The following is a 19,199-nucleotide window of genomic DNA, read 5'->3' as shown; positions in this document are numbered from 1 at the left end:
CGGCCGTTGGAGAAGTTGACGACGCAACGACCTTCCGCGTCCCAGCCCGACTGACTGGAGAAGACCCATGACCCTGCGCCGCCACCAGAAGGCCGTGCTCGCCGCCACGGCCGTCCCGACCCTGCTGCTCGCCGCCGCGTGCGGCCAGTCCTCCTCCGACGACGCGACGGGCAGCACGCCGAGCAGCGCCGCCACGAGCGAGTCGGCGTCCGCCGACACCGGCTCCTCGGAGTCGTCCGGCGACTACACCCCCGGGACCTACGAGGCGTCCGGTAGCTACTCCAACCCCGGCGGGACCTCGACGGTCGACGTCGAGGTGACGCTCGGCGACGTCGGGATCATCGACGCCGTCACCGTCACGCCGAAGGCCTCCGGCACCTCGAAGCAGTACCAGGAGAAGTTCGCCGGCGGCATCGCCGACGAGGTCGTCGGCAAGAACATCGACGACCTCGACGTCTCCAAGGTGGCCGGCTCCTCGCTGACGGCGGGCGGCTTCAACCAGGCGATCGACGAGATCAAGTCCAAGGCGCGGGGCTGACCGGACCTACCATGTCCGTCATGGGCGACGCCGAGACGACCTCCTACGACCGTCGGGCGAGGCGCGCCGACCTCGGCGCCGACCTCGCGATCCTCGTGTTCGGCCTGGCCGGCGCGGCCGTGATCCTGACCCAGGTGCCCGCCGACGTGGTGGCGATGCAGGCGCTGGCCGTCTACGCGCTGTTCGCGGCGCTGGGCGCGGGCGTCCTCGCGGTCGCACGGCTGCGCACCCGCGCGTTCCCAGGGCTGCGTGAGGCCACCGTCGACGGCAGACCGGCCCGGGGGGTGCGCGCGTGGTCCGGCCCGTTCGTGCACAGCGTGTCGCTCGACGTCGGGCTCGTCGCACTCGGTGCGGTGGTGAGCTCGATCGGCGTCGCGTCGGGCTCGGCCTGGGCGGCCCTGTGGGTCCCGGCCCTGGTGGCCACGGCCTGGTTCGCGGTGCGCGTGGTGCTCGTCCTGGTCGGCCGCCGTCGGGTCGACGCGCTCTGGCTGACCGACCAGCACGTGGTCCACGACAGTGCGGCCGGTCGCGCCCGGATCCCCCGCACGGACGTCGAGTCGGTGCGGCCCTGGAGCGGCGGCCTGTTCGTCGACGGCCCCACCAGCCGCTCGGGTCCACCGCTCGGCTTCCGAGCAGGGGCGCGCGCCCGACCCGGCGAGCTGCGTGTCGACACGTCGCTCATGGGAGTCGGTCCGCACGACCTCGCCGCATGGTTGCGCGAGCAGCTCGACGACGACGCGCGGCCCCGCCGTTGACCCGACCCGACCAGGAGGAGACGTGATGACCCAGCCCTTCGTACAGGCCGGAACAGGCCGGCCCGCCCTGCCGCCCGTCGTGTACGTGCCGACGAGCGCGGCCGACGACCCGAGCCTGCGGGAGGTGCAGATGCACACCCTCGAGGACGGCCGGACGGCCCTCTTCGTGTACTCCGCGATCGACCGGCTGCACGACCTCTACCGCCCCGACGTGCCGTGGCTGCTGTGCGACGTCGCCACCTTGCAGCGCGTGCACGACGAGACCCCGTACGACCTCCTGTTCCTCGACCTCGACCCCGGCCTGCGCGACGGTGAGGAGGCCCGACGATGAGCATCGACGTCGACCTGGCGGTGCTCGGCACCATCGCCACCGACCTGGCCGACGCGGGGACCACCCTGAGCGGCATCGACACCGCCGGGTCGTCGGGCGTCGACGCCGGACCGATGACCGCGGTCATCGCCTCGATGGTGGCGCAGGTGATCGACAGCGCCGCGAACGTCGCCGACGGGCTGAGCGGCACGGGCACCCTCGTCGGCCTCAGCCGCGAGTACTACCAGCGGGCGGACGCCGATGCCGAGGTGTCCCTGGAGGACATCCGGTCCACCATGCAGGAGGAGGGCGGACGGTGAGCATCGACACCGAGATCGAGGGTTCGCCGAGCAGCGTCAAGGGTGTCGCGACCTGGCTCCGCCAGACGCTCGCGACGGCTCTCGACGCCGCCGCCGACGCCGCGAGCACGGCGCGGTCGTCGGCGCTCGGCTCCTGGAACGGGGAGGCCGGGGACGAGTTCCTCGACGTCGCGCGCCGGCTCCGCACGGGTGGGGACGACCTGGCCGGGGCGGCACGGGACATGGCGGGCGACCTCGACGAGTTCGCGACGTCGCTGACGACGTGCCAGAGCGACATGGCCGACGTCCGCAGCACTGCACGGGAGGCGGGGCTGACCGTCGCCGGGTTCGTCGTGCAGCACCCCGGCGACGGTCCCGCACGACCTCCCGAGCACTTCGAGGGCACGGAGGCCGAGGTGGCCGCGCACGACCAGCGGGTCGCCGAGTACAACGCGCACCAGGACAAGCTCACCGCCTACGCGGCCGCGCAGACCGAGGCCTCGCGGGTCGACCGGGTCTACGAGACCGCCTGCCGGTCCCTGCAGGACCAGTACACCCCCGGTCAGCACGCCAGCTGGCTGCTGAGCCTCGCCGAGGCGGTCGGCGAGGGTGCGGCCGCTGGTGTCGCCAGCCAGCGGGCCAACGCGCTGCGCACCCAGGCGCAGGGTCTGCTCGACGAGGCGTCCCGCGCCATCGCCGACCTCCAGGCCAACCCCGACCGGTACGTCCAGCGTCGCTGGTTCTTCTTCGAGCGGGTCGACACCGCGCGGCTCGAGGCCGACCGCCTGGCGATCGCCGGCAAGCTGGACGAGGCGCAGGACCTGCTCGCCCGGGCCAACGCCGCCGGCGAGTCGCGGCTGCCGGCCAACCTCGGCCGGGTCGGCAAGGCGCTCGGCGTGATCGGGCTCGGGCTCGGCGTCTACAACGACTACGCCGAGGGCGAGACGGCTCCCCAGATCGCGACGTCGCAGGGCGTGTCCTTCCTCGCCGGCATGGGCACGGGAGCCGCAGCCGGAGCGGCGATCGGCTCGGTCGTGCCGGTCGCGGGCACGGCCGTCGGCGCGGTCGCGGGGACGATCATCGGTGCCGGCGTGGCGATCTTCTCCGACGGCATGATCGACTCCTTCTTCGAGAACGGCCCCGACGTCGGCGAGGCGTTGTCCGAGGGTGTCGAGGCACTCGGCGACACCGCCTCGGCGATCGGCGACGGCATCGGCGGCGCCGTCAGTGCCGTGGGCGGCTGGTTCGATTGACCGGGGTCGGTCCGCGCGCCGCGACGGTGGCGTGGGACTTCGAGGCGATCGGGACGGCGTGGGAGATCGACACCGCGCAGCCGCTCGCGCCGGAGGTCGAGGCGGCCGTGCTCGCGCAGTTCGAGCGTTTCGACCGCACCTGGTCGCGCTTCCTCGCCGACTCCACCGTCGCCGCCATGGCGCGTGAGCCGGGCACCTGGCAGCTCGAGGGGGCCGACGCCCTGATCACGCTCTACGACGACCTGCACACCGCCACCGACGGAGCGGTGACGCCGCTCGTCGGCCGGTCGCTGGAGGACCTCGGGTACGACGCGGGGTACTCGCTGCAGCCGTCCGGTCGTCCTCAGGTGCCCGAGGACTGGTCGCGCGTCCGTCGTGACGGGACGCTCGTGGTCGGCGGCGGACAGGTCACCACGACCCGCCCGCTGCTGCTCGACGTCGGGGCTGCGGGGAAGGGTCTGCTGGTGGACCTCGTCGTCGACGTGCTCGCCGACCACGGTGTCGAGGAGGCGACGGTGGACGGCAGCGGCGACCTGCGACACGTCGGCGGCCCCCCGATCCGCGTCGCCCTCGAGCACCCGGGCGACGCGTCTCGCGCCGTCGGCGTCGTCGAGGTCGCCGACGGTCAGGCGCTCTGCGCGTCGGCCGTCAACCGACGGATGTGGGGCGACGGACTGCACCACGTCGTCGACGGCCGCACCGGCCGGCCGACCCGCGACGTCGTCGCCAGCTGGGCCCTCGTGGACGGGTCGTGCATGGTCGCCGACGGCCTGGCCACCGCGCACTTCTTCGCCGACCCGCAGACGCTGCTCGACCTCCACCCGCACCACTTCGTCCGGATCCACGCCGACGGCCGCGTGCTGCGGTCGCCCGACCTCCCTGGGGAGCTGTTCACATGAGCACGAGTCGCACGAGCACCGGACCGAGGCCCTCGGTCGACGCGATCCTCGGTCGGGTGAGCATGTACCGCCTCACGACGATCGTGCTGTCGGCGATCGTGGCGGTCTACCTGCTCTTCACGTCCACGGGCGTCATCGACGGGCTCTCGACGCTCGGCAACCTCGCCGCCCTGGCGGTGCTGCTGGTGGTGTCGGTCGCCGCGAACCGGTTGCTCGGTCTCGTGTGGCGTCGCGTCCCGCACGACGAGTCGGCCGTGATCACCGCGCTGCTGCTGTTCTTCCTGTTCGTGCCGCTGCCCGAGGCCGCCGCCGGGTCGGGCTCGGGCGTCGGGGTCGCCAACCTACTCTGGCTCGCGGCGGCCGCCGTGCTCGCCAACGCGTCGAAGTACGTGCTCGCGTGGCGAGGTCGGCACGTGCTCAACCCGGCGGCCGCCGGAGCGCTGCTCGTCGTGGTCGCCCAGTGGGCGGTCGGGCGGGAGTCGTCAATCAACGCGCTCTGGCAGACGGCGGCCACCCAGGCGCTGCTGCCGTTCGTCGCGGTCGGCGCGCTCCTCGTGCTGTGGCGGACCCGACGCCTCGACGTGGGGCTCGTGTTCGTCGTCGTCGCCGCCACCCTCGTGCTGGTCGGCCTGACGGTCGGCTTCGGCACGCCGCTGTCGCAGGCCTGGCAGACCGCGCTGTACTCCTACCCGATCGTCTTCATGGCCGGCTTCATGGTCACCGAGCCGCTCACGCTGCCGCCCCGCCGCGGGCAGCAGTGGCTCGTGGCCGCGGTCATGGCGGTGCTGCTCGGCTTCCCGACCTTCGCCGACGTGCTCGGCCTGCAGGCGCCGACGTTCGGCCCGCTGACCATGACCCCCGAGCTGGCGATCGTCGTCGGCAACCTGGTCGCGTTCGCGCTCTCCCGACGGACGGGGGTGGTGCTCCGGACGACCGGGACGCGTCGGCTCGCGGGAGACACGTGGGAGGTCACCTTCCGGCCGACCCGTCCGGTGCGGTTCGTCCCGGGCCAGTACCTGGAGCTGCACCTGCCGCACCGCGGTGTGGACGGACGCGGCGTGCGGCGGGTGTTCAGCATCAGCTCGCCCCCGCAGGCCGGCGACCTGAGCGTCGCCCTGCGCGTGCCGGAGCCGGCGTCGTCGTTCAAGCAGGCGCTCGTCGGGCTGCGCGAGGGCGAGCGGGTGCACGCGACCGGCGTCCACGGCGACTTCGTCTGGCCCCGCGGCGGTCGACCGCTGCTGCTCGTGGCGGGCGGGATCGGGGTGACGCCGTTCCTCAGCCAGCTCCGCGCGGGCGAGGCGCGCGACGTCGTGCTCGTCTACGGCCTGCCCGACGGCGACGTCGTGCCCTACCGCGACGAGCTGGTCGCGAGCGGCGTGCGGGTCGTGCTGGTCTCGCCCGAGCCTCCCGCCGACCTGCCGGCCGACTGGGCGCACGTGGCGGCACCGTTCGTCTCGGGCGAGGTGGTGGCCGAGGCGGTGCCCGACGCCGCGGAGCGCGTCGCCTACGTGTCCGGCCCGCCGGCGATGGTCTCGGCCGTCCGCGGCGACCTGCGTCGTCGGTGCGCCCGGGTCCGGACCGACTACTTCTCCGGCTACTGACGCACCCCCTCCCAGCCGGTGCCCGTGTGCGTGGGGCCCCACGCAAACGTGCATGTCGGGCGCATGTTTGCGGTGGGGCGAGCTGGTTTGCGTGGGGCCCCACCCAAACCGGCTGGCTCTCGACGCGGATCTCGCGGCCCAGAGTTGAGTGGAATGGACTCAAGTCTCATGATGTTGTTCTGGGTGTACGGCGAACCACGCCGGCGGAAGGACGCATCAGGAGCAGCCCATGGACCTCTCGAACCTCACCACCCGTAGCCAGCAGGCGCTGGCCGCCGCGATGCAGCAGGCGGCTGCGGCCGGCAACCCGGCCATCGAGCCCGCCCACGTGCTCACGGCCCTCCTCGCCCAGGACGGCGGCACTGCCGTGCCGCTCCTGCAGGCCACGGGCGTCGACGCCGGCGTCGTGAGGTCGGAGCTCAAGACCGTCGTCGACGCGCTGCCGTCGGCGGCGGGCAGCAGCGTCCAGAACCCTGGTCTGTCCCGCAGCACCCACGAGGTGCTGCAGCGCGCGGCCGACCTGGCCGGCGAGCTCGGTGACGAGTTCATCTCGACCGAGCACCTCGTGGTCGGGGTCGCCACGGTCGACTCACCGGCCAAGGACGTGCTCGCCGGTCACGGCGCCACGCCCGACGCGCTACGAGCCGCCTTCCAGACGGTCCGGGGCGGGGCACGCGTCACCAGCGCCGACGCCGAGGACACCTACCAGGCGCTCGAGAAGTACGGCGTCGACCTGACCGCGGTCGCCCGCGAGGGCAAGCTCGACCCGGTCATCGGTCGTGACGCCGAGATCCGCCGCGTCGTGCAGGTGCTGAGTCGCCGCACCAAGAACAACCCCGTCCTCATCGGCGAGCCAGGCGTCGGCAAGACCGCCGTCGTGGAGGGGCTGGCGCAGCGCATCGTCGACGGCGACGTGCCCGAGTCGCTGCGCGGACGGCGGCTCATCAGCCTCGACCTCGGCGCGATGGTCGCGGGGGCGAAGTACCGAGGCGAGTTCGAGGAGCGGCTGAAGGCCGTGCTCGAGGAGATCAAGGCGTCCGACGGCCAGGTCATCACCTTCATCGACGAGCTGCACACGGTCGTCGGTGCGGGCGCCACGGGCGACTCCGCCATGGACGCCGGCAACATGCTCAAGCCGATGCTGGCGCGCGGCGAGCTGCGCATGATCGGTGCGACGACGCTCGACGAGTACCGCGAGAACATCGAGAAGGACCCCGCGCTGGAGCGCCGGTTCCAGCAGGTGCTGGTCGGCGAGCCGTCGGTCGAGGACACCATCGCGATCCTGCGCGGCCTGAAGGAGCGTTACGAGGCGCACCACAAGGTCGCCATCGCCGACGCCGCGCTCGTCGCGGCAGCCACCCTCTCCGACCGCTACATCCCCGGACGCCAGCTGCCCGACAAGGCCATCGACCTCGTCGACGAGGCAGGCTCGCGGCTGCGCATGGAGATCGACTCCAGTCCTGTGGAGATCGACGAGCTCCGGCGCGCCGTCGACCGGCTCCGCATGGAGGAGCTGCACCTGCAGAACGAGACCGACGACGCCAGTCGTGAGCGGCTCGAGAAGCTGCGCAGCGAGCTCGCCGACCGCCAGGAGACCCTGCGTGCGCTGGAGCAGCGGTGGGAGAGCGAGAAGCAGAGCCTCAACGCGGTCGGTGAGATCAAGGAGCGCATCGACGAGGTGCGCATCGCCGCCGAGCGCGCCCAGCGCGAGGGCGACCTCGAGACCGCTGCGCGTCTGCTCTACAGCGAGATCCCGACGATGGAGGCGCAGCTGGCCGCCGCGCAGGCCGCGGAGTCGGCGCGCGAGGCCGGGGACGGCACGGACCGGCTGGTCAACGAGGAGGTGACCGCCGACGAGATCGCGGAGGTCGTCGCGTCGTGGACCGGCATCCCCACGGGTCGTCTGCTCGAGGGCGAAACGGGCAAGCTCCTGCGGATGGAGGAGGAGCTCGGCAAGCGTCTGGTCGGCCAGCGCGAGGCCGTGACGGCCGTGTCCGACGCGGTGCGTCGCAGCCGCGCCGGCATCGCCGACCCGGACCGCCCGACCGGGTCGTTCCTGTTCCTCGGTCCGACCGGTGTGGGCAAGACGGAGCTGGCGAAGACGCTGGCGGAGTTCCTCTTCGACGACGAGCGCGCGATGGTGCGCATCGACATGAGCGAGTACGCCGAGAAGCACGCGGTGTCGCGACTCGTCGGTGCCCCTCCGGGCTACGTCGGGTACGACGAGGGCGGCCAGCTGACCGAGGCCGTGCGACGGCGCCCGTACTCCGTCGTGCTGCTCGACGAGGTCGAGAAGGCGCACCCGGAGGTGTTCGACATCCTCCTGCAGGTGCTCGACGACGGCCGGCTGACCGACGGCCAGGGCCGCACGGTCGACTTCCGCAACGTCATCCTCATCCTCACCAGCAACCTGGGCTCGGCCTTCCTCGCGGACCCGTCGCTGGACGAGCAGACGAAGAAGGACGCGGTCATGGACGTCGTGAAGGCGTCGTTCAAGCCGGAGTTCCTGAACCGGCTCGACGAGATCGTGACGTTCGAGCCGCTCGGCACCGCCGAGCTGACGCACATCGTCGACCTGCAGCTCGCCTCGCTGGGGCGCCGGCTCGCGGCTCGACGGATCACGCTCGAGGTGACCGACGCGGCGAAGGAGTGGCTGGCGCTCACGGGCTGGGACCCCGCCTACGGGGCCCGACCCCTGCGGCGCCTGGTGCAGCAGGCGATCGGCGACCGCCTCGCGAAGGCGCTGCTGGCGGGCGAGGTGCGCGACGGCGACACGGTGCGGGTCGACCGCGAGGTGGGCCCGGACGGCGTCCCGGCCGACGCCCTGACCGTGACCGCCGTCTGACGCACGGATCTCTCTGCGTTCTGGCGGTTCTGGGGACGGATCTCTCTGCGTTCGCGAAGTCATAGCGACGACAACGCAGAGAGATCCGTCGTCCTCGTGGTCCGGTCCACACCGCCTCGCCTAGCGCGGGCTCGGTCGTCCACAGCGAACGGCTGAGCCCTGGGGCGGCGCGCGCGGGTCTTCCACGCTGGACGGATGACGCGACGTGACGGTTCGGTGCTCAGGGTGACGGAGGCGAACGCCGCCGTCGGCGCGGGGGCGGTGCGGCACCGGGTCGCCGCCGGGCAGTGGCAGCGCCCCTGTCGAGGTGTCGTCGTGATGCACAACGGGCCGCTGAGCCCGGGGGAGCAGGAGGAGGTCGCGCTCGCCTCGAGCGTCCCCCGTGCCGTGCTCGGCGGCCCGTCGGCCCTGCGCCACGACGGCCTCGACCTGTTGGACCGCCGGGTCCACGTCGTGCTGCCGCTGGGCGCTCGCCGCCCCTCCTGGCCCGACGCGCGCGTCCACTGGTCGGGCGAGCTCGACGAACGGGACGTGCACCCTGGTCGTCTGCCGCGGCGGACGCGGCCCGCGCGGTCGGTGCTCGACTCCGCGTCGTGGAGCTCCGAGGAGCGATTCGCCCGGTGGGTGGTGATCGCGGCGATCCAGGGCGGGATCACCACCACCCGCCACCTCAGGGAGGCGCTGACGCGGCGGGGACCATGTCGGCACCGGGCTGTGGTCCTCGCGTCGGTGCTCGATGCCGGAGGCGGGATCCAGTCACTCCCCGAGCGCGACTTCGCTGCGATCTGGCGTGCTGCAGGACTGCCCCGGCCGACCCGGCAACGACCCGTCCGCGGTGGCGGTGGGAGGTACTTCCTCGACGTCTGGAGCGACGCTCTCGGGTTCGGCGTGGAGGTGCACGGCATCCCTCACCTCGCGGTGGAGCGGTGGGACCGCGACCTCGAGCGATCGAACGAGATCGTGATCTGCGGCGATGTGCAGCTGGCGTTCTCCTCGTTCGCGGTCAGGCGCCGTCCGCGCGACGTCGGCGAGCAGCTGCTGCGCATGGCGAGGGCGCGCGGCTGGACCGGCCTTCCCGACTGGCGACTGCTCCCGGTGCCGCGCGGTGGTCGGTTCCCCTGCTGAGGATCCGGATGTCTCTGTGTTCTCGTCGCCAGGGCTACGCGACCGCAGATAGATCCGTCCCGGCACGACCAGAACGCAGAGAGATCCGTGGTCGGTTCGTGCGCCGGGGGCCGACAGCCGCGGCCTCGTTAGGGTGGTGGGCATGGCAGACCGCCCCCCGAGGCCACCGGCGCTCACCCTGACCTGCATCTTCGTCGGGGTCGGGTGCGGGCTGCTGCTCGTGAACCTCGTGTCGGCGCTCTCCTCGTGGGGCTCGATCGAGCTGCAGGACGCCGTCCGCGACGCGCTCGCGCAGGAGCCGGTCAAGGAGCTGGGCCTCGGCATGGACCAGGCGCTCGACTACCTGCGCTACGCCGTCTACGTCGGCATCGTGCTCACCGCCTCCGGGGCCGTGTTCGCGGTCTACGCGGCCCGCGGGCACCGGACGTCGCGGGTCATGCTGACGATCCTCTGCGGCATCGCCTTCGTGGTGCTCGCCACGCTGGGCCTGCCCGGGCTGCTCCCGGCCGCGTTCGCGGGACTGTGCGGCTGGTCGCTGTGGACCCCTGAGGCGCGACGCTGGTTCGACCAGGTCGACGGTCGGCCCGCGGCCGACGTCCCGGCGCCGCCCCCGGCGGGCACCGACCCGTTCGCGTCCCGCTCGGCCGCCCCCGGCGGTCGCCCGCTGGACCAGGCGTCGGGCGAGACCGTCATGACCACCACCCCCACCCACCCCTCGGCGCAGCCAGCGCCGGTCGTCCCCGCCGCCCGGCCGCGGTCGGTCACGGTGGCCGTCGTGACCACGTTCGTGTCGTGCGGCGTCGTGGCGCTGCTCGGCCTGCTGCTCCTGCTCGTCACGACGGTCGGGGCCGACGCCTACCGCACGGCGCTCACCGAGCCCGGCCTCGCCCGGGACCTGGTCCGCTCGTCCGGCATCAGCGCCGACGAGATGATCGAGCTGCTGCGGGTGTCCGCGATCGTCTGGCTCGTCGCGTGCCTCGCCGGCGTCGTCGCGGCCCTCGCCGTCGTCCGTCGGGCGCCTGCCGGCGGGACCGCGCTGGTCGTCGTCGCGGCCGTCACCATCGCCCTCTCCGTCTTCTTCCTCCCGCTGGGCGTCGTCACCGGCGCGGCGGCGGTCGTCGTCATCGTCCAGCTGCGTCGGCCCGAGTCGCGCGCCTGGCTCTCGAGGGAGTGACCCAGGTCACCGACCCCCTCGCCGAGAGGCGGCCGAACGTCCGCCGCGAGTAGGGTTGGAGGCATGAGCAACAGCGTCGTTCCCGGCTCCAAGCGCCCCCACGTCGTCGTGGTCGGAGGTGGCTTCGGAGGGCTCTCCCTCGTCCGCAAGCTCAAGCGTGCCGACGTCGATATCACGCTCATCGACCGGCACACCTACAACACGTTCCAGCCCCTGCTCTACCAGGTCGCGACGGCCTCGCTGAACCCCGGCGACATCACCTGGTTCCTGCGTGCGGTGCGCGCCGGCCAGAAGAACGTGCGCTTCCTCAAGGGCATCGTCACGAGCATCGACCACCAGTCGAAGGTGCTCAGCCTGCACGGCGAGGTGTCCGTCTCCTACGACTACCTCGTGCTCGCGAACGGCGTCACGACCAACTTCTTCGGCACCCCCGGCGCGGAGGAGTACTCGCTGCCCCTCTACAAGCGCTCGCAGGCGCTGCAGGTGCGCGACCGGCTGTTCGCGAACCTCGAGGAGTTCGCGATCAACGGCCAGGACGAGGACCTGCGCATCATCGTGGTCGGCGGTGGCGCGACCGGCGTCGAGACGGCCGGCGCGTTCGCCGAGTTCCGCAACAACGACATGCCGACGACCTACCCCGAGCTCGACCGCGCCCGCATCCACGTGACGCTGCTGGAGATGGCGCCGCACGTGCTCGGCCCGTTCGACGAGAAGCTGCGCGAGTACGCCAAGCGCTCGCTGCTCAAGCGCGACGTCGACCTGCGGCTGAACACGGCCGTCAAGGAGGTCCGCGAGGACGGCGTGCTGGTCGAGGCCGAGGGTCGCACCGAGTTCCTCAAGGCCGGCATCGTCGTCTGGGCGACGGGCGTCACCGCGCACCCGACCGTCCTCGACTGGGACGTCCCGCAGGGCCGCGGTGGCCGCATCGAGGTCGACGAGCACCTGCGCGTGAAGGACCGCCCCGACGTCTTCGCGATCGGCGACATCGCGATCGGTCCCGACCCGCTCCCGCAGCTGGCCCAGCCCGCCATCCAGGGCGGCAAGCACGTCGCCAAGCTGATCAAGGCCACCACGAAGGGCAAGGCCGACCGGGTCAAGCCGTTCAAGTACTCCGACAAGGGCACGATGGCCACCATCGGCAAGTCGTCGGCGGTCGCGGAGATCACCCACGCGCCGAAGCTCACCGGCTTCCCCGCCTGGATCATCTGGGTGGCGCTGCACATCGCGACGCTGCTGGGCAACCGCAACCGGTTCGCCACGCTCATCAACCTGTCGAGCAAGTACCTCTTCTCGGGCAGTCACAACGCGATCGTGGGCGAGACCCCGTACGTCGTGTCCAAGCACAAGCTCGAGATCACGCCGCTGGAGAAGCAGAAGGCCGAGCGCCGCGTCCTCGAGCGCAAGGCCGCCGCGCACGAGCACGAGCACCAGGCCTGACGTCCGTCGGCCGGCTCACAGGTCGGCCAGCACCTCGTGGGCCTCGACGAGCGACGGCCCGTACCAGGTGAGCAGCCGCCCTGACACGAGTCGGGTCGGCGCGGTCGTGAACGCCTCGGGCCCGTCGTCGGGACCGAACATGTAGGGCTCGTCGGGCAGCAGGACGAGGTCGATGTCGGAGGTGTCGAGGTCCCTCACCTCCACGTGCGGGTAGCGCTCGTGTGGGTCGGCCGCTGGGCCGGTCGTCACCTCCCACCCGAGTCGGCGCAGCAGGTCGGCCGTGAAGGTGCGTGGCCCGACGACCATCCACGGGTCGCGCCAGATCGGCACGGCCACCCGCCCTCGGGGCGTGGGTGCCGGTGCCGACCAGAGCTCCCGGGCGTCCGCGAGCCACGCGGGCTCGCCCCAGCCGAGCGCCTCGGTGAACAGCCGATCGAGGGAGGCGAACGCGTCGTCGACGGTCTCGATCCGCGTCACCCACACGGCGACGCCCGCGTCGCGCAGCCGCTGCACGTCGAGCTCGCGGTTCTCCTCCTGGTTCGTGACCACGAGGTCGGGTCGGGCCGCCTCGACGGCGGCGCGGTCGGGGTTCTTGGTGCCGCGCACGCGCAGGACGTCGAGGTCGTGCGGGTGCGTGCACCAGTCGGTCGCCCCCACGACGGCGGCCGGTCGTGCGGCGGCCAGTCCCTCGGTGATCGAGGGGACCAGGCTGACCACGCGTCGCGCCTCGGTGGGCACGGCGACGTCGTGGCCGAGGTCGTCGAGGGTCACGCCTCGTCCGACCGCGCCTCCCGGCGGGCCTGCGCCCGTTGGCGCGCCTCCGCCATCGCGCTGCGCCGCTCCGCGCCGTCACGGCCCGACGCGGCCGCGATCCCGAGGCCGGCCACGACCAGCACGACCACGACGGCCACCATGATGAAACCCCACGCCAGCACGGGCACTCCTCTCGTCTGGTTCCTTCGTACCCGACGGGCGCGACCGGCGCCTCCCGAGCGGGTCAGCGTCGGACACCCAGCCCTCCGCTGAGCGGCAGCTCCCACGCGGGTCTGTCTCCCTCGATCGCTGCGTCGAGCACGGCGGCGACGTCGTCGGGGAACGGCACGGGCCGACGCGTGGCGAAGTCGACGTGCACGGTGACCGCCTCCATCACGCACGACAGCTCGCGCCGGGTGTGGTTGGTCAGCAGCGCGGCGACGTGCAGCACCTTGTCGCTGCGGTTGACGACCACGACGCCGCCCCCGATGTTGTCGCCCTCGACCGACTCCCCGAGGTAGCGCAGGTGCTGCTCGGCGGTGAACGTCGTCAGCCCCCGCTCGGTGATGTAGGTGTCGGACATGCCCAGGTCGCGCTGGTGGCGGGCCCAGATCGCGGAGCCGCCGAACGTGAAGTAGTGCGCGATGTTCATGTGCCGGTTCTCGTCGAGGTGCTCCGGGCCGACCACGTGCTCGTGGACGGTGGTCAGGCTCGCGACCTGGTCGTACGAGGGGATCGTCGTCACGGCCCGACGCTACCTGGCACACGTCGAGCCCCGGACGCACCGCACCCCACGGCCGCGGGGACCGTGGGGTGCGAGAGCGGGACCGGTCGGCGCCGGTCAGCGACCGAGACCGGCCTTGTCGACCTTGCGGTGGAAGTGCATCCCGGCGAGACCGCCGAGCGCAGCGCCCACGAGGGCCGTCGCGACCACGCCGACCAGCGCGACGACGCCCTGCAGGCTGAGGTCGGAGAGGCTGTCCGGGATGCGCGGGAACGCGTTGAGGTCGTCGAACACGTTGTACTGCGAGCCGGCGACGGCGCCGAGGATCGCGACGACGACGGCGGCGACGACGGCCCAGCCGAAGACCGCCAGGCCCTGGCGGATGCCGTCGAAGCGGGCCATGCGACCGGCGACGTACCCGCCGCTGTAGTACGACACGAGCACGACGACGAGGAGCAGGATGACGCCCGCCCAGCCGATCTCGTCGGCGGAGATGCCCTGGTTCTGGGCGGCATCCGTGATGTCGGAGGTGTCGGACACGAGGCCGACGCCGGCGCCGGCCGCGGCGACGAGCGCCGTGAGCAGTACGGTCATGCCCGTGGCGGTGATCCATCCGAAGAAGGCACAGACGATCTTGACGCCGCCGAACCGCTCCTTCTCACGGTCGACGACCTCGCGACGGTCGAGCGTCGGCTCGGTGCGGTCGGCGACCGGGTCGCGGTGGGCGGGGGCTTCGTCGCGGTGGGCCGGGGTGGCCTCGGGGCGGGGGTCGTGGGTCGTCATGGCGGGGCTCCTGTCGCTGAGCTCGATCGATCGGCGATCGGGCCTTGACTTTCACGGTAGGACGTGATCGTGATACCGGCGACTCGAACGAGTCGTCGGCGCCGCCACCGGCCCCCGGTCAGACGTTGCGCCGGTACTGACCGCCGACCTCGAAGAACGCCTCGGTCACCTGCTGCAGGGTGCACACGCGTGCGGCGTCCATGAGGACCGCGAACACGTTCTCGCCCGATGTCGCCGCGTGCTTGAGCCGCGCGATCGCCTCCTCGGCACTCGACCGGTGCGCCTGCTGGAAGGCGTGCACCCGGTCGAGCTGCGACTGCTTCTCCGACTCCGTGGCCCGCGCCAGCTCGACCACGGGCTCCTCGGCCTCGACGTCGGGCCGGCGGAAGGTGTTGACGCCGATGATCGGCAGCGAGCCGTCGTGCTTGCGGTGCTCGTACAGCATCGACTCGTCCTGGATCCGGCCCCGCTGGTAGCCGGTCTCCATCGCGCCCAGCACGCCGCCGCGCTCGTTGATCGCGTCGAACTCGGCCAGCACCGCGGCCTCGACGAGGTCGGTCAGCTCGTCGATGACGAACGAGCCCTGGAGCGGGTTCTCGTTCATCGCCAGGCCCCACTCGCGGTTGATGATCAGCTGGATGGCCAGGGCGCGCCGGACCGACTCGGTCGTCGGCGTCGTGACGGCCTCGTCGTAGGCGTTGGTGTGCAGGCTGTTCGCGTTGTCGTAGATCGCGATGAGCGCCTGCAGGGTCGTGCGGATGTCGTTGAAGTCCATCTCCTGCGCGTGGAGGGAGCGACCCGACGTCTGCACGTGGTACTTCAGCTTCTGGCTGCGCTCGTTCGCGCCGTACTTCTCCTTCATCGCCACCGCCCAGATCCGGCGGGCGACGCGGCCGAGCACCGAGTACTCCGGGTCCATGCCGTTGGAGAAGAAGAACGACAGGTTGGGGGCGAAGTCGTCGACGTCCATCCCGCGCGCGAGGTAGGACTCCACGTAGGTGAAGCCGTTGGCGAGGGTGAAGGCGAGCTGGCTGATGGGGTTCGCCCCGGCCTCGGCGATGTGGTAGCCGGAGATCGAGACGGAGTAGAAGTTCCGCACGCCCTCGTCGATGAAGTACTGCTGGATGTCGCCCATCATGCGCAGGCTGAACTCGGTGGAGAACAGGCACGTGTTCTGGCCCTGGTCCTCCTTGAGGATGTCGGCCTGCACGGTGCCGCGCACGTTCCTCAGGGCGTGGGAGCGGAGCTCGGCGTGCTCGGTCTCGTTCGGCTCGCGGCCCTCGCGCTCGCGGAACGCGTCGACCTGCTGGTCGATGACGGTGTTGAGGAAGAACGCGAGCACCGTCGGCGCGGGCCCGTTGATCGTCATCGAGACCGACGTCGAGGGCGAGACCAGGTCGAAGCCGTCGTACAGCGCCTTCATGTCGTCCAGCGTCGCGACGGAGACGCCTGACGTGCCGACCTTGCCGTACACGTCCGGACGCGGGTCAGGGTCGCGTCCGTAGAGGGTCACGGAGTCGAAGGCGGTGGAGAGGCGGGTGGCGTCGCCGTCGTCGCTGAGCAGCTTGAACCGGCGGTTGGTGCGGAACGGGTCGCCCTCGCCGGCGAACATGCGGGCCGGGTCCTCACCGTCCCGCTTGAACGGGAAGACGCCCGCCGTGTACGGGAAGAAGCCGGGCAGGTTCTCCCGACGCCAGAAGCGCACCAGGTCGCCGTGGCCGGTGAACCGGGGGAGGGAGACGCGCGGGATCTTGCTGCCCGAGAGCGACTCGCGGGTCAGCCGGGTGACGATCTCCCGGTCGCGGACCTTCACGACCTGCTCGTCGCCGGAGTAGGACTCGACGACGGCCGGCCAGCCGGCGATCTGGTCTGCGACCTCGTGGGGGATCTGCTTGCGGGCGGAGTCGAGGAGCGTCTCCACGGCGACGGCGTCGAGGCCGGCGTCGGCGAGCTCGGCGGCCGTGGTCTCGAGCCGCTGGGCGCGGTCGGCGGCGTCGGCCAGGCGTTCGGTCTCCACGTGGTACCCGCGGACCGTCTCGGTGATCTCGGAGAGGTAGCGGGCGCGGTCGGCGGGGACCACGGCCTGGATGCCCGTGGAGCACCGCACGGCCACCGGTGCCAGGGTGCCCTCGGCGACCGGCAGGCCGTGCTCGGCGAGGTGGTCGCGCAGGTGCTGGTAGAGCGCCGTGACACCGTCGTCGTTGAACGTGGCGGCCGACGTGCCGAAGATCGGCATGTCCTCGGGCTTCTTGCCGAACGCCTCGCGGTTGCGCACCAGCTGGCGGCCGACGTCGCGGTAGGCGTCCTTCGCGCCGCGTCGCTCGAACTTGTTGATCGCGACGACGTCGGCGAAGTCGAGCATGTCGATCTTCTCCAGCTGCGACGCGGCGCCGAACTCCGGCGTCATGACGTACATCGCGGTGTCGACGTGCGGGACGATCGCGGCGTCGCCCTGCCCGATGCCGGGAGTCTCCACGACCACGAGGTCGAACCCGGCGGCCTTGAGCACGGCGACGACGTCGTCGAGGCAGTCGGGCAGCTCGTGGGAGCCGCGGGTGGCGAGGGAGCGGAAGTAGACGCGTTCCCCGTCGAGGGAGTTCATGCGGATGCGGTCGCCGAGGAGTGCACCGCCGCCGCGGCGACGAGTGGGGTCGACCGCGACGACGGCGAGGCGCAGCTTGTCCTGCTGGTCGACGCGGAACCGACGCACGAGCTCGTCGGTGAGCGAGGACTTGCCCGAGCCACCGGTGCCGGTGATGCCGAGCACCGGGGAGGGGTGGCCGGCGGCGGCCTCGCGGACGCGCTCGAGGTCGGCTCCGGTGAGCCGGCCCGCCTCGGCGAAGGTGAGGGCGCGGGCCACGGCGGAGCGCTCACCCGCAAGCACGGCCTCGACGTCGAGAGGACCGGCGGAGGTGAGGTCGACGTCGCAGGCCTCGACGACGGAGCTGATCATGCCCGCGAGGCCCATGCGCTGGCCGTCCTCGGGGGAGAAGATCGTGACGCCCGACGCGCGCAGCCGGGCGATCTCCTCGGGGACGATGACGCCGCCCCCGCCGCCGACGACCTGCACGTGACCGGCGCCCTGCTCGCGCAGGGACTCGACGAGGTACTCGAAGTACTCGACGTGCCCGCCCTGGTAGGACGAGACGGCCACGCCCTGGACGTCCTCCTCGATCGCGGCGTCGACGACCTCCTTGACCGAGCGGTTGTGGCCGAGGTGGATGACCTCCGCGCCCTGGCTCTGGAAGATCCTCCGCATGATGTTGATCGACGCGTCGTGCCCGTCGAAGAGCGCCGACGCGGTGACGAGTCGGACGGGGTGCGTGGGCACGTGCAGCGCAGTCATGCGAACTCCTAGGAAGTCAGATGCTCGGACATCCTACTAAATGGTGATGAGGGCCGCCAGGTCTCCGTCAGGCTCCCGCCGGAGTCCTTCTGTTCAGCGAGGCAGTTGACGGCGTCGTGCAGCACCTCCGCGCCGTCGCTCCCCAGCGCCACGTGTGACGACCGAGCCTCGCCGATCGCCTCGCCGCGGCCACGCCCGTCCGCTCCGCTCTCACGGAGTCGCTCGGTCCAGACACTGAGGCTCGTCACGGTCACCCTGCCGTCGTACGCGTGCCCCGAGTCTGGCTGAGGCGGAGCGGTGGAGGCAACCCTCGTCGACGCCGTCCGCACGGGCGGCGGCCCCCTATGATCGGGCCATGGCGACCGAACCCCGACTCGCGTTCGACCCGCTCGAGCGGGCAGGCGAGCTGTGGGAGGAGCGCATCGGTGACGCGACGGCCATGCGGCTCGCGACGTCGATCATGCGGGTGCACCAGCTCGTGATCAGCCGTCTCGACGCGGCCCTGAAGCCGCACGGGATCACGTTCGCCCGCTTCGAGGTGCTGCGGCTCATCTCCTTCAGCCGCGCGGGCCGGTTGCCGTTGAGCAAGATCGGTGAGCGGCTGATGGTGCACCCGACGTCGGTCACGAACGCGATCGACCGTCTCGAGGCGCAGGGCCTGGTGGTCCGCGAGCCGGACCCGAAGGACCGTCGCCGGACCTTCGCGTCGCTGACCGCAGAGGGCGAGCGGGTGGTGGAGGACGCCACCGCGGCGCTCATGGACGTGCAGTTCGGCGTCGCCCAGCTCGACCCCGACGATCAGCAGGCGGCGTACGCGCTGCTTCGGGGGCTGCGGCAGGTCGACTTCGGCGCCTGACCCCGCTGGCGCTCCGCGCCCGTGTGGTCGGGAGGATCGACTGGTCCTCCGGCGGAGGGGATCCCGCCTCGGCCGAGCTCTGCCGAGGGTCCGGGCGTCGGTGACGTGGACCCGTGGTGCAGTGCGCTCGACCTCAGGCATCGTGGCGCCACTCGATGACGGGAGCTGCGACCCGTGGGTAGTGCTCGATGACGACGACCTGAGGTTCGGTCTGGCGGTTCCAGGCGCGGGTGAACGCGGTCTGTGCGGGGATGGTGCGGGTGGGGAGGTGCCAGTGGGCGTTGCCGTGCTCGTCGTGGGTGACGGTCAGGGCTCCTCGGGTCTTGAGTCCGTGGTGGGGTGGGCAGCGGTGGTGCAAGTTGCCCGCTTCGGTGGGTCCGCGTTGCTGCCCGGGTGGTTGTCCGGGTGGTGGGTCGGGGTCGTAGGGGATCTGGTGGTCGAGGTCGCATGCGATGGCGGGGCGGGTGCAGCCGGGCACGTCACACGTGCCGTCGATCAGGT

17 protein-coding genes and 1 pseudogene are annotated in these 19,199 nt (G+C 72.0%); 12 read left to right on the top strand and 6 right to left on the bottom strand.

Going from position 1 to position 19,199, the window contains the following annotated elements; genetic code table 11:
* Positions 1-67 precede the first annotated feature (67 nt).
* The 11 genes from AC3WRM_RS03920 to AC3WRM_RS03870 all read left to right on the top strand — a co-directional run bounded on the left by AC3WRM_RS03920 (position 68) and on the right by AC3WRM_RS03870 (position 12,236).
* A complete protein-coding gene (locus AC3WRM_RS03920; RefSeq protein ID WP_492249535.1) occupies positions 68-538 on the top strand; it encodes a hypothetical protein in 471 nt (156 codons plus the stop codon).
* A 20-nt stretch (positions 539-558) separates the two neighbouring features.
* Complete coding sequence (locus AC3WRM_RS03915; protein WP_492249536.1) at positions 559-1,293, top strand: hypothetical protein; 735 nt, start codon at positions 559-561, stop codon at positions 1,291-1,293.
* Between the two features lie 25 nt (positions 1,294-1,318).
* Positions 1,319-1,624, top strand: coding sequence for an SAV_915 family protein (locus AC3WRM_RS03910; protein ID WP_286690740.1), 306 nt, complete (start codon positions 1,319-1,321; stop codon positions 1,622-1,624).
* A complete protein-coding gene (locus AC3WRM_RS03905) occupies positions 1,621-1,923 on the top strand; it encodes a hypothetical protein (protein WP_492249537.1) in 303 nt (100 codons plus the stop codon). Before AC3WRM_RS03910 ends, AC3WRM_RS03905 begins: the two co-directional genes overlap by 4 nt.
* Positions 1,920-3,155 carry a hypothetical protein gene (locus AC3WRM_RS03900; RefSeq protein ID WP_492249538.1) on the top strand — a complete coding sequence of 412 codons (1,236 nt, stop codon included), beginning with the start codon at positions 1,920-1,922 and terminating at the stop codon, positions 3,153-3,155. Before AC3WRM_RS03905 ends, AC3WRM_RS03900 begins: the two co-directional genes overlap by 4 nt.
* Positions 3,152-4,054, top strand: coding sequence for an FAD:protein FMN transferase (locus tag AC3WRM_RS03895; RefSeq protein ID WP_492249539.1), 903 nt, complete (start codon positions 3,152-3,154; stop codon positions 4,052-4,054). Before AC3WRM_RS03900 ends, AC3WRM_RS03895 begins: the two co-directional genes overlap by 4 nt.
* Complete coding sequence (locus AC3WRM_RS03890) at positions 4,051-5,655, top strand: FAD-dependent oxidoreductase (protein WP_492249540.1); 1,605 nt, start codon at positions 4,051-4,053, stop codon at positions 5,653-5,655. Before AC3WRM_RS03895 ends, AC3WRM_RS03890 begins: the two co-directional genes overlap by 4 nt.
* A 229-nt stretch (positions 5,656-5,884) precedes the next feature.
* A complete protein-coding gene (gene clpB / locus AC3WRM_RS03885; RefSeq protein WP_492249541.1) occupies positions 5,885-8,500 on the top strand; it encodes an ATP-dependent chaperone ClpB in 2,616 nt (871 codons plus the stop codon).
* Between the two features lie 195 nt (positions 8,501-8,695).
* A complete protein-coding gene (locus AC3WRM_RS03880) occupies positions 8,696-9,625 on the top strand; it encodes a hypothetical protein (protein WP_492249542.1) in 930 nt (309 codons plus the stop codon).
* Positions 9,626-9,767: 142 nt separating this feature from the next.
* Positions 9,768-10,799 carry a hypothetical protein gene (locus tag AC3WRM_RS03875; RefSeq protein WP_492249543.1) on the top strand — a complete coding sequence of 344 codons (1,032 nt, stop codon included), beginning with the start codon at positions 9,768-9,770 and terminating at the stop codon, positions 10,797-10,799.
* A gap of 63 nt (positions 10,800-10,862) precedes the next feature.
* Positions 10,863-12,236, top strand: coding sequence for an NAD(P)/FAD-dependent oxidoreductase (locus AC3WRM_RS03870; RefSeq protein WP_492249544.1), 1,374 nt, complete (start codon positions 10,863-10,865; stop codon positions 12,234-12,236).
* A 15-nt stretch (positions 12,237-12,251) separates the two neighbouring features.
* On the opposite strand, the gene AC3WRM_RS03865 is transcribed toward AC3WRM_RS03870, so the two are convergent.
* The 5 genes from AC3WRM_RS03865 to icmF form a co-directional block, all read right to left on the bottom strand.
* Entirely contained in the window at positions 12,252-13,007 is a 756-nt protein-coding gene (locus AC3WRM_RS03865) for a helical backbone metal receptor (protein WP_492249545.1), read from the bottom strand.
* Entirely contained in the window at positions 13,004-13,171 is a 168-nt protein-coding gene (locus tag AC3WRM_RS03860) for a hypothetical protein (RefSeq protein WP_492249546.1), read from the bottom strand. The genes AC3WRM_RS03865 and AC3WRM_RS03860 overlap by 4 nt, the downstream gene beginning before the upstream one ends.
* Before the next feature lie 62 nt (positions 13,172-13,233).
* Positions 13,234-13,734 (bottom strand): acyl-CoA thioesterase, encoded by a 501-nt coding sequence (locus AC3WRM_RS03855; RefSeq protein ID WP_492249547.1) that lies wholly within the window; start codon positions 13,732-13,734, stop codon positions 13,234-13,236.
* A gap of 96 nt (positions 13,735-13,830) precedes the next feature.
* Positions 13,831-14,496 (bottom strand): hypothetical protein, encoded by a 666-nt coding sequence (locus AC3WRM_RS03850; RefSeq protein WP_492249548.1) that lies wholly within the window; start codon positions 14,494-14,496, stop codon positions 13,831-13,833.
* 118 nt (positions 14,497-14,614) lie between these two features.
* The gene (gene icmF / locus AC3WRM_RS03845) at positions 14,615-17,842 is read right to left on the bottom strand and encodes a fused isobutyryl-CoA mutase/GTPase IcmF (RefSeq protein ID WP_492249549.1); all 3,228 of its coding nucleotides are present in this window, start codon (positions 17,840-17,842) and stop codon (positions 14,615-14,617) included.
* A gap of 355 nt (positions 17,843-18,197) precedes the next feature.
* Between icmF and AC3WRM_RS03840 the strand changes: the two genes are divergently transcribed.
* Positions 18,198-18,698, top strand: a complete 501-nt coding sequence (locus AC3WRM_RS03840) for a MarR family winged helix-turn-helix transcriptional regulator (protein ID WP_492249550.1) — start codon at positions 18,198-18,200, stop codon at positions 18,696-18,698.
* Between the two features lie 133 nt (positions 18,699-18,831).
* On the opposite strand, the pseudogene AC3WRM_RS03835 reads toward AC3WRM_RS03840, so the two are convergent.
* A pseudogene (locus AC3WRM_RS03835) lies at positions 18,832-19,199 on the bottom strand (hypothetical protein); the annotation flags it as partial.

The sequence above is a fragment of the Aeromicrobium sp. EU05-FHT14F07 genome (genome assembly GCF_058790455.1).
This window is presented reverse-complemented; position numbering and strand designations above follow the sequence as displayed.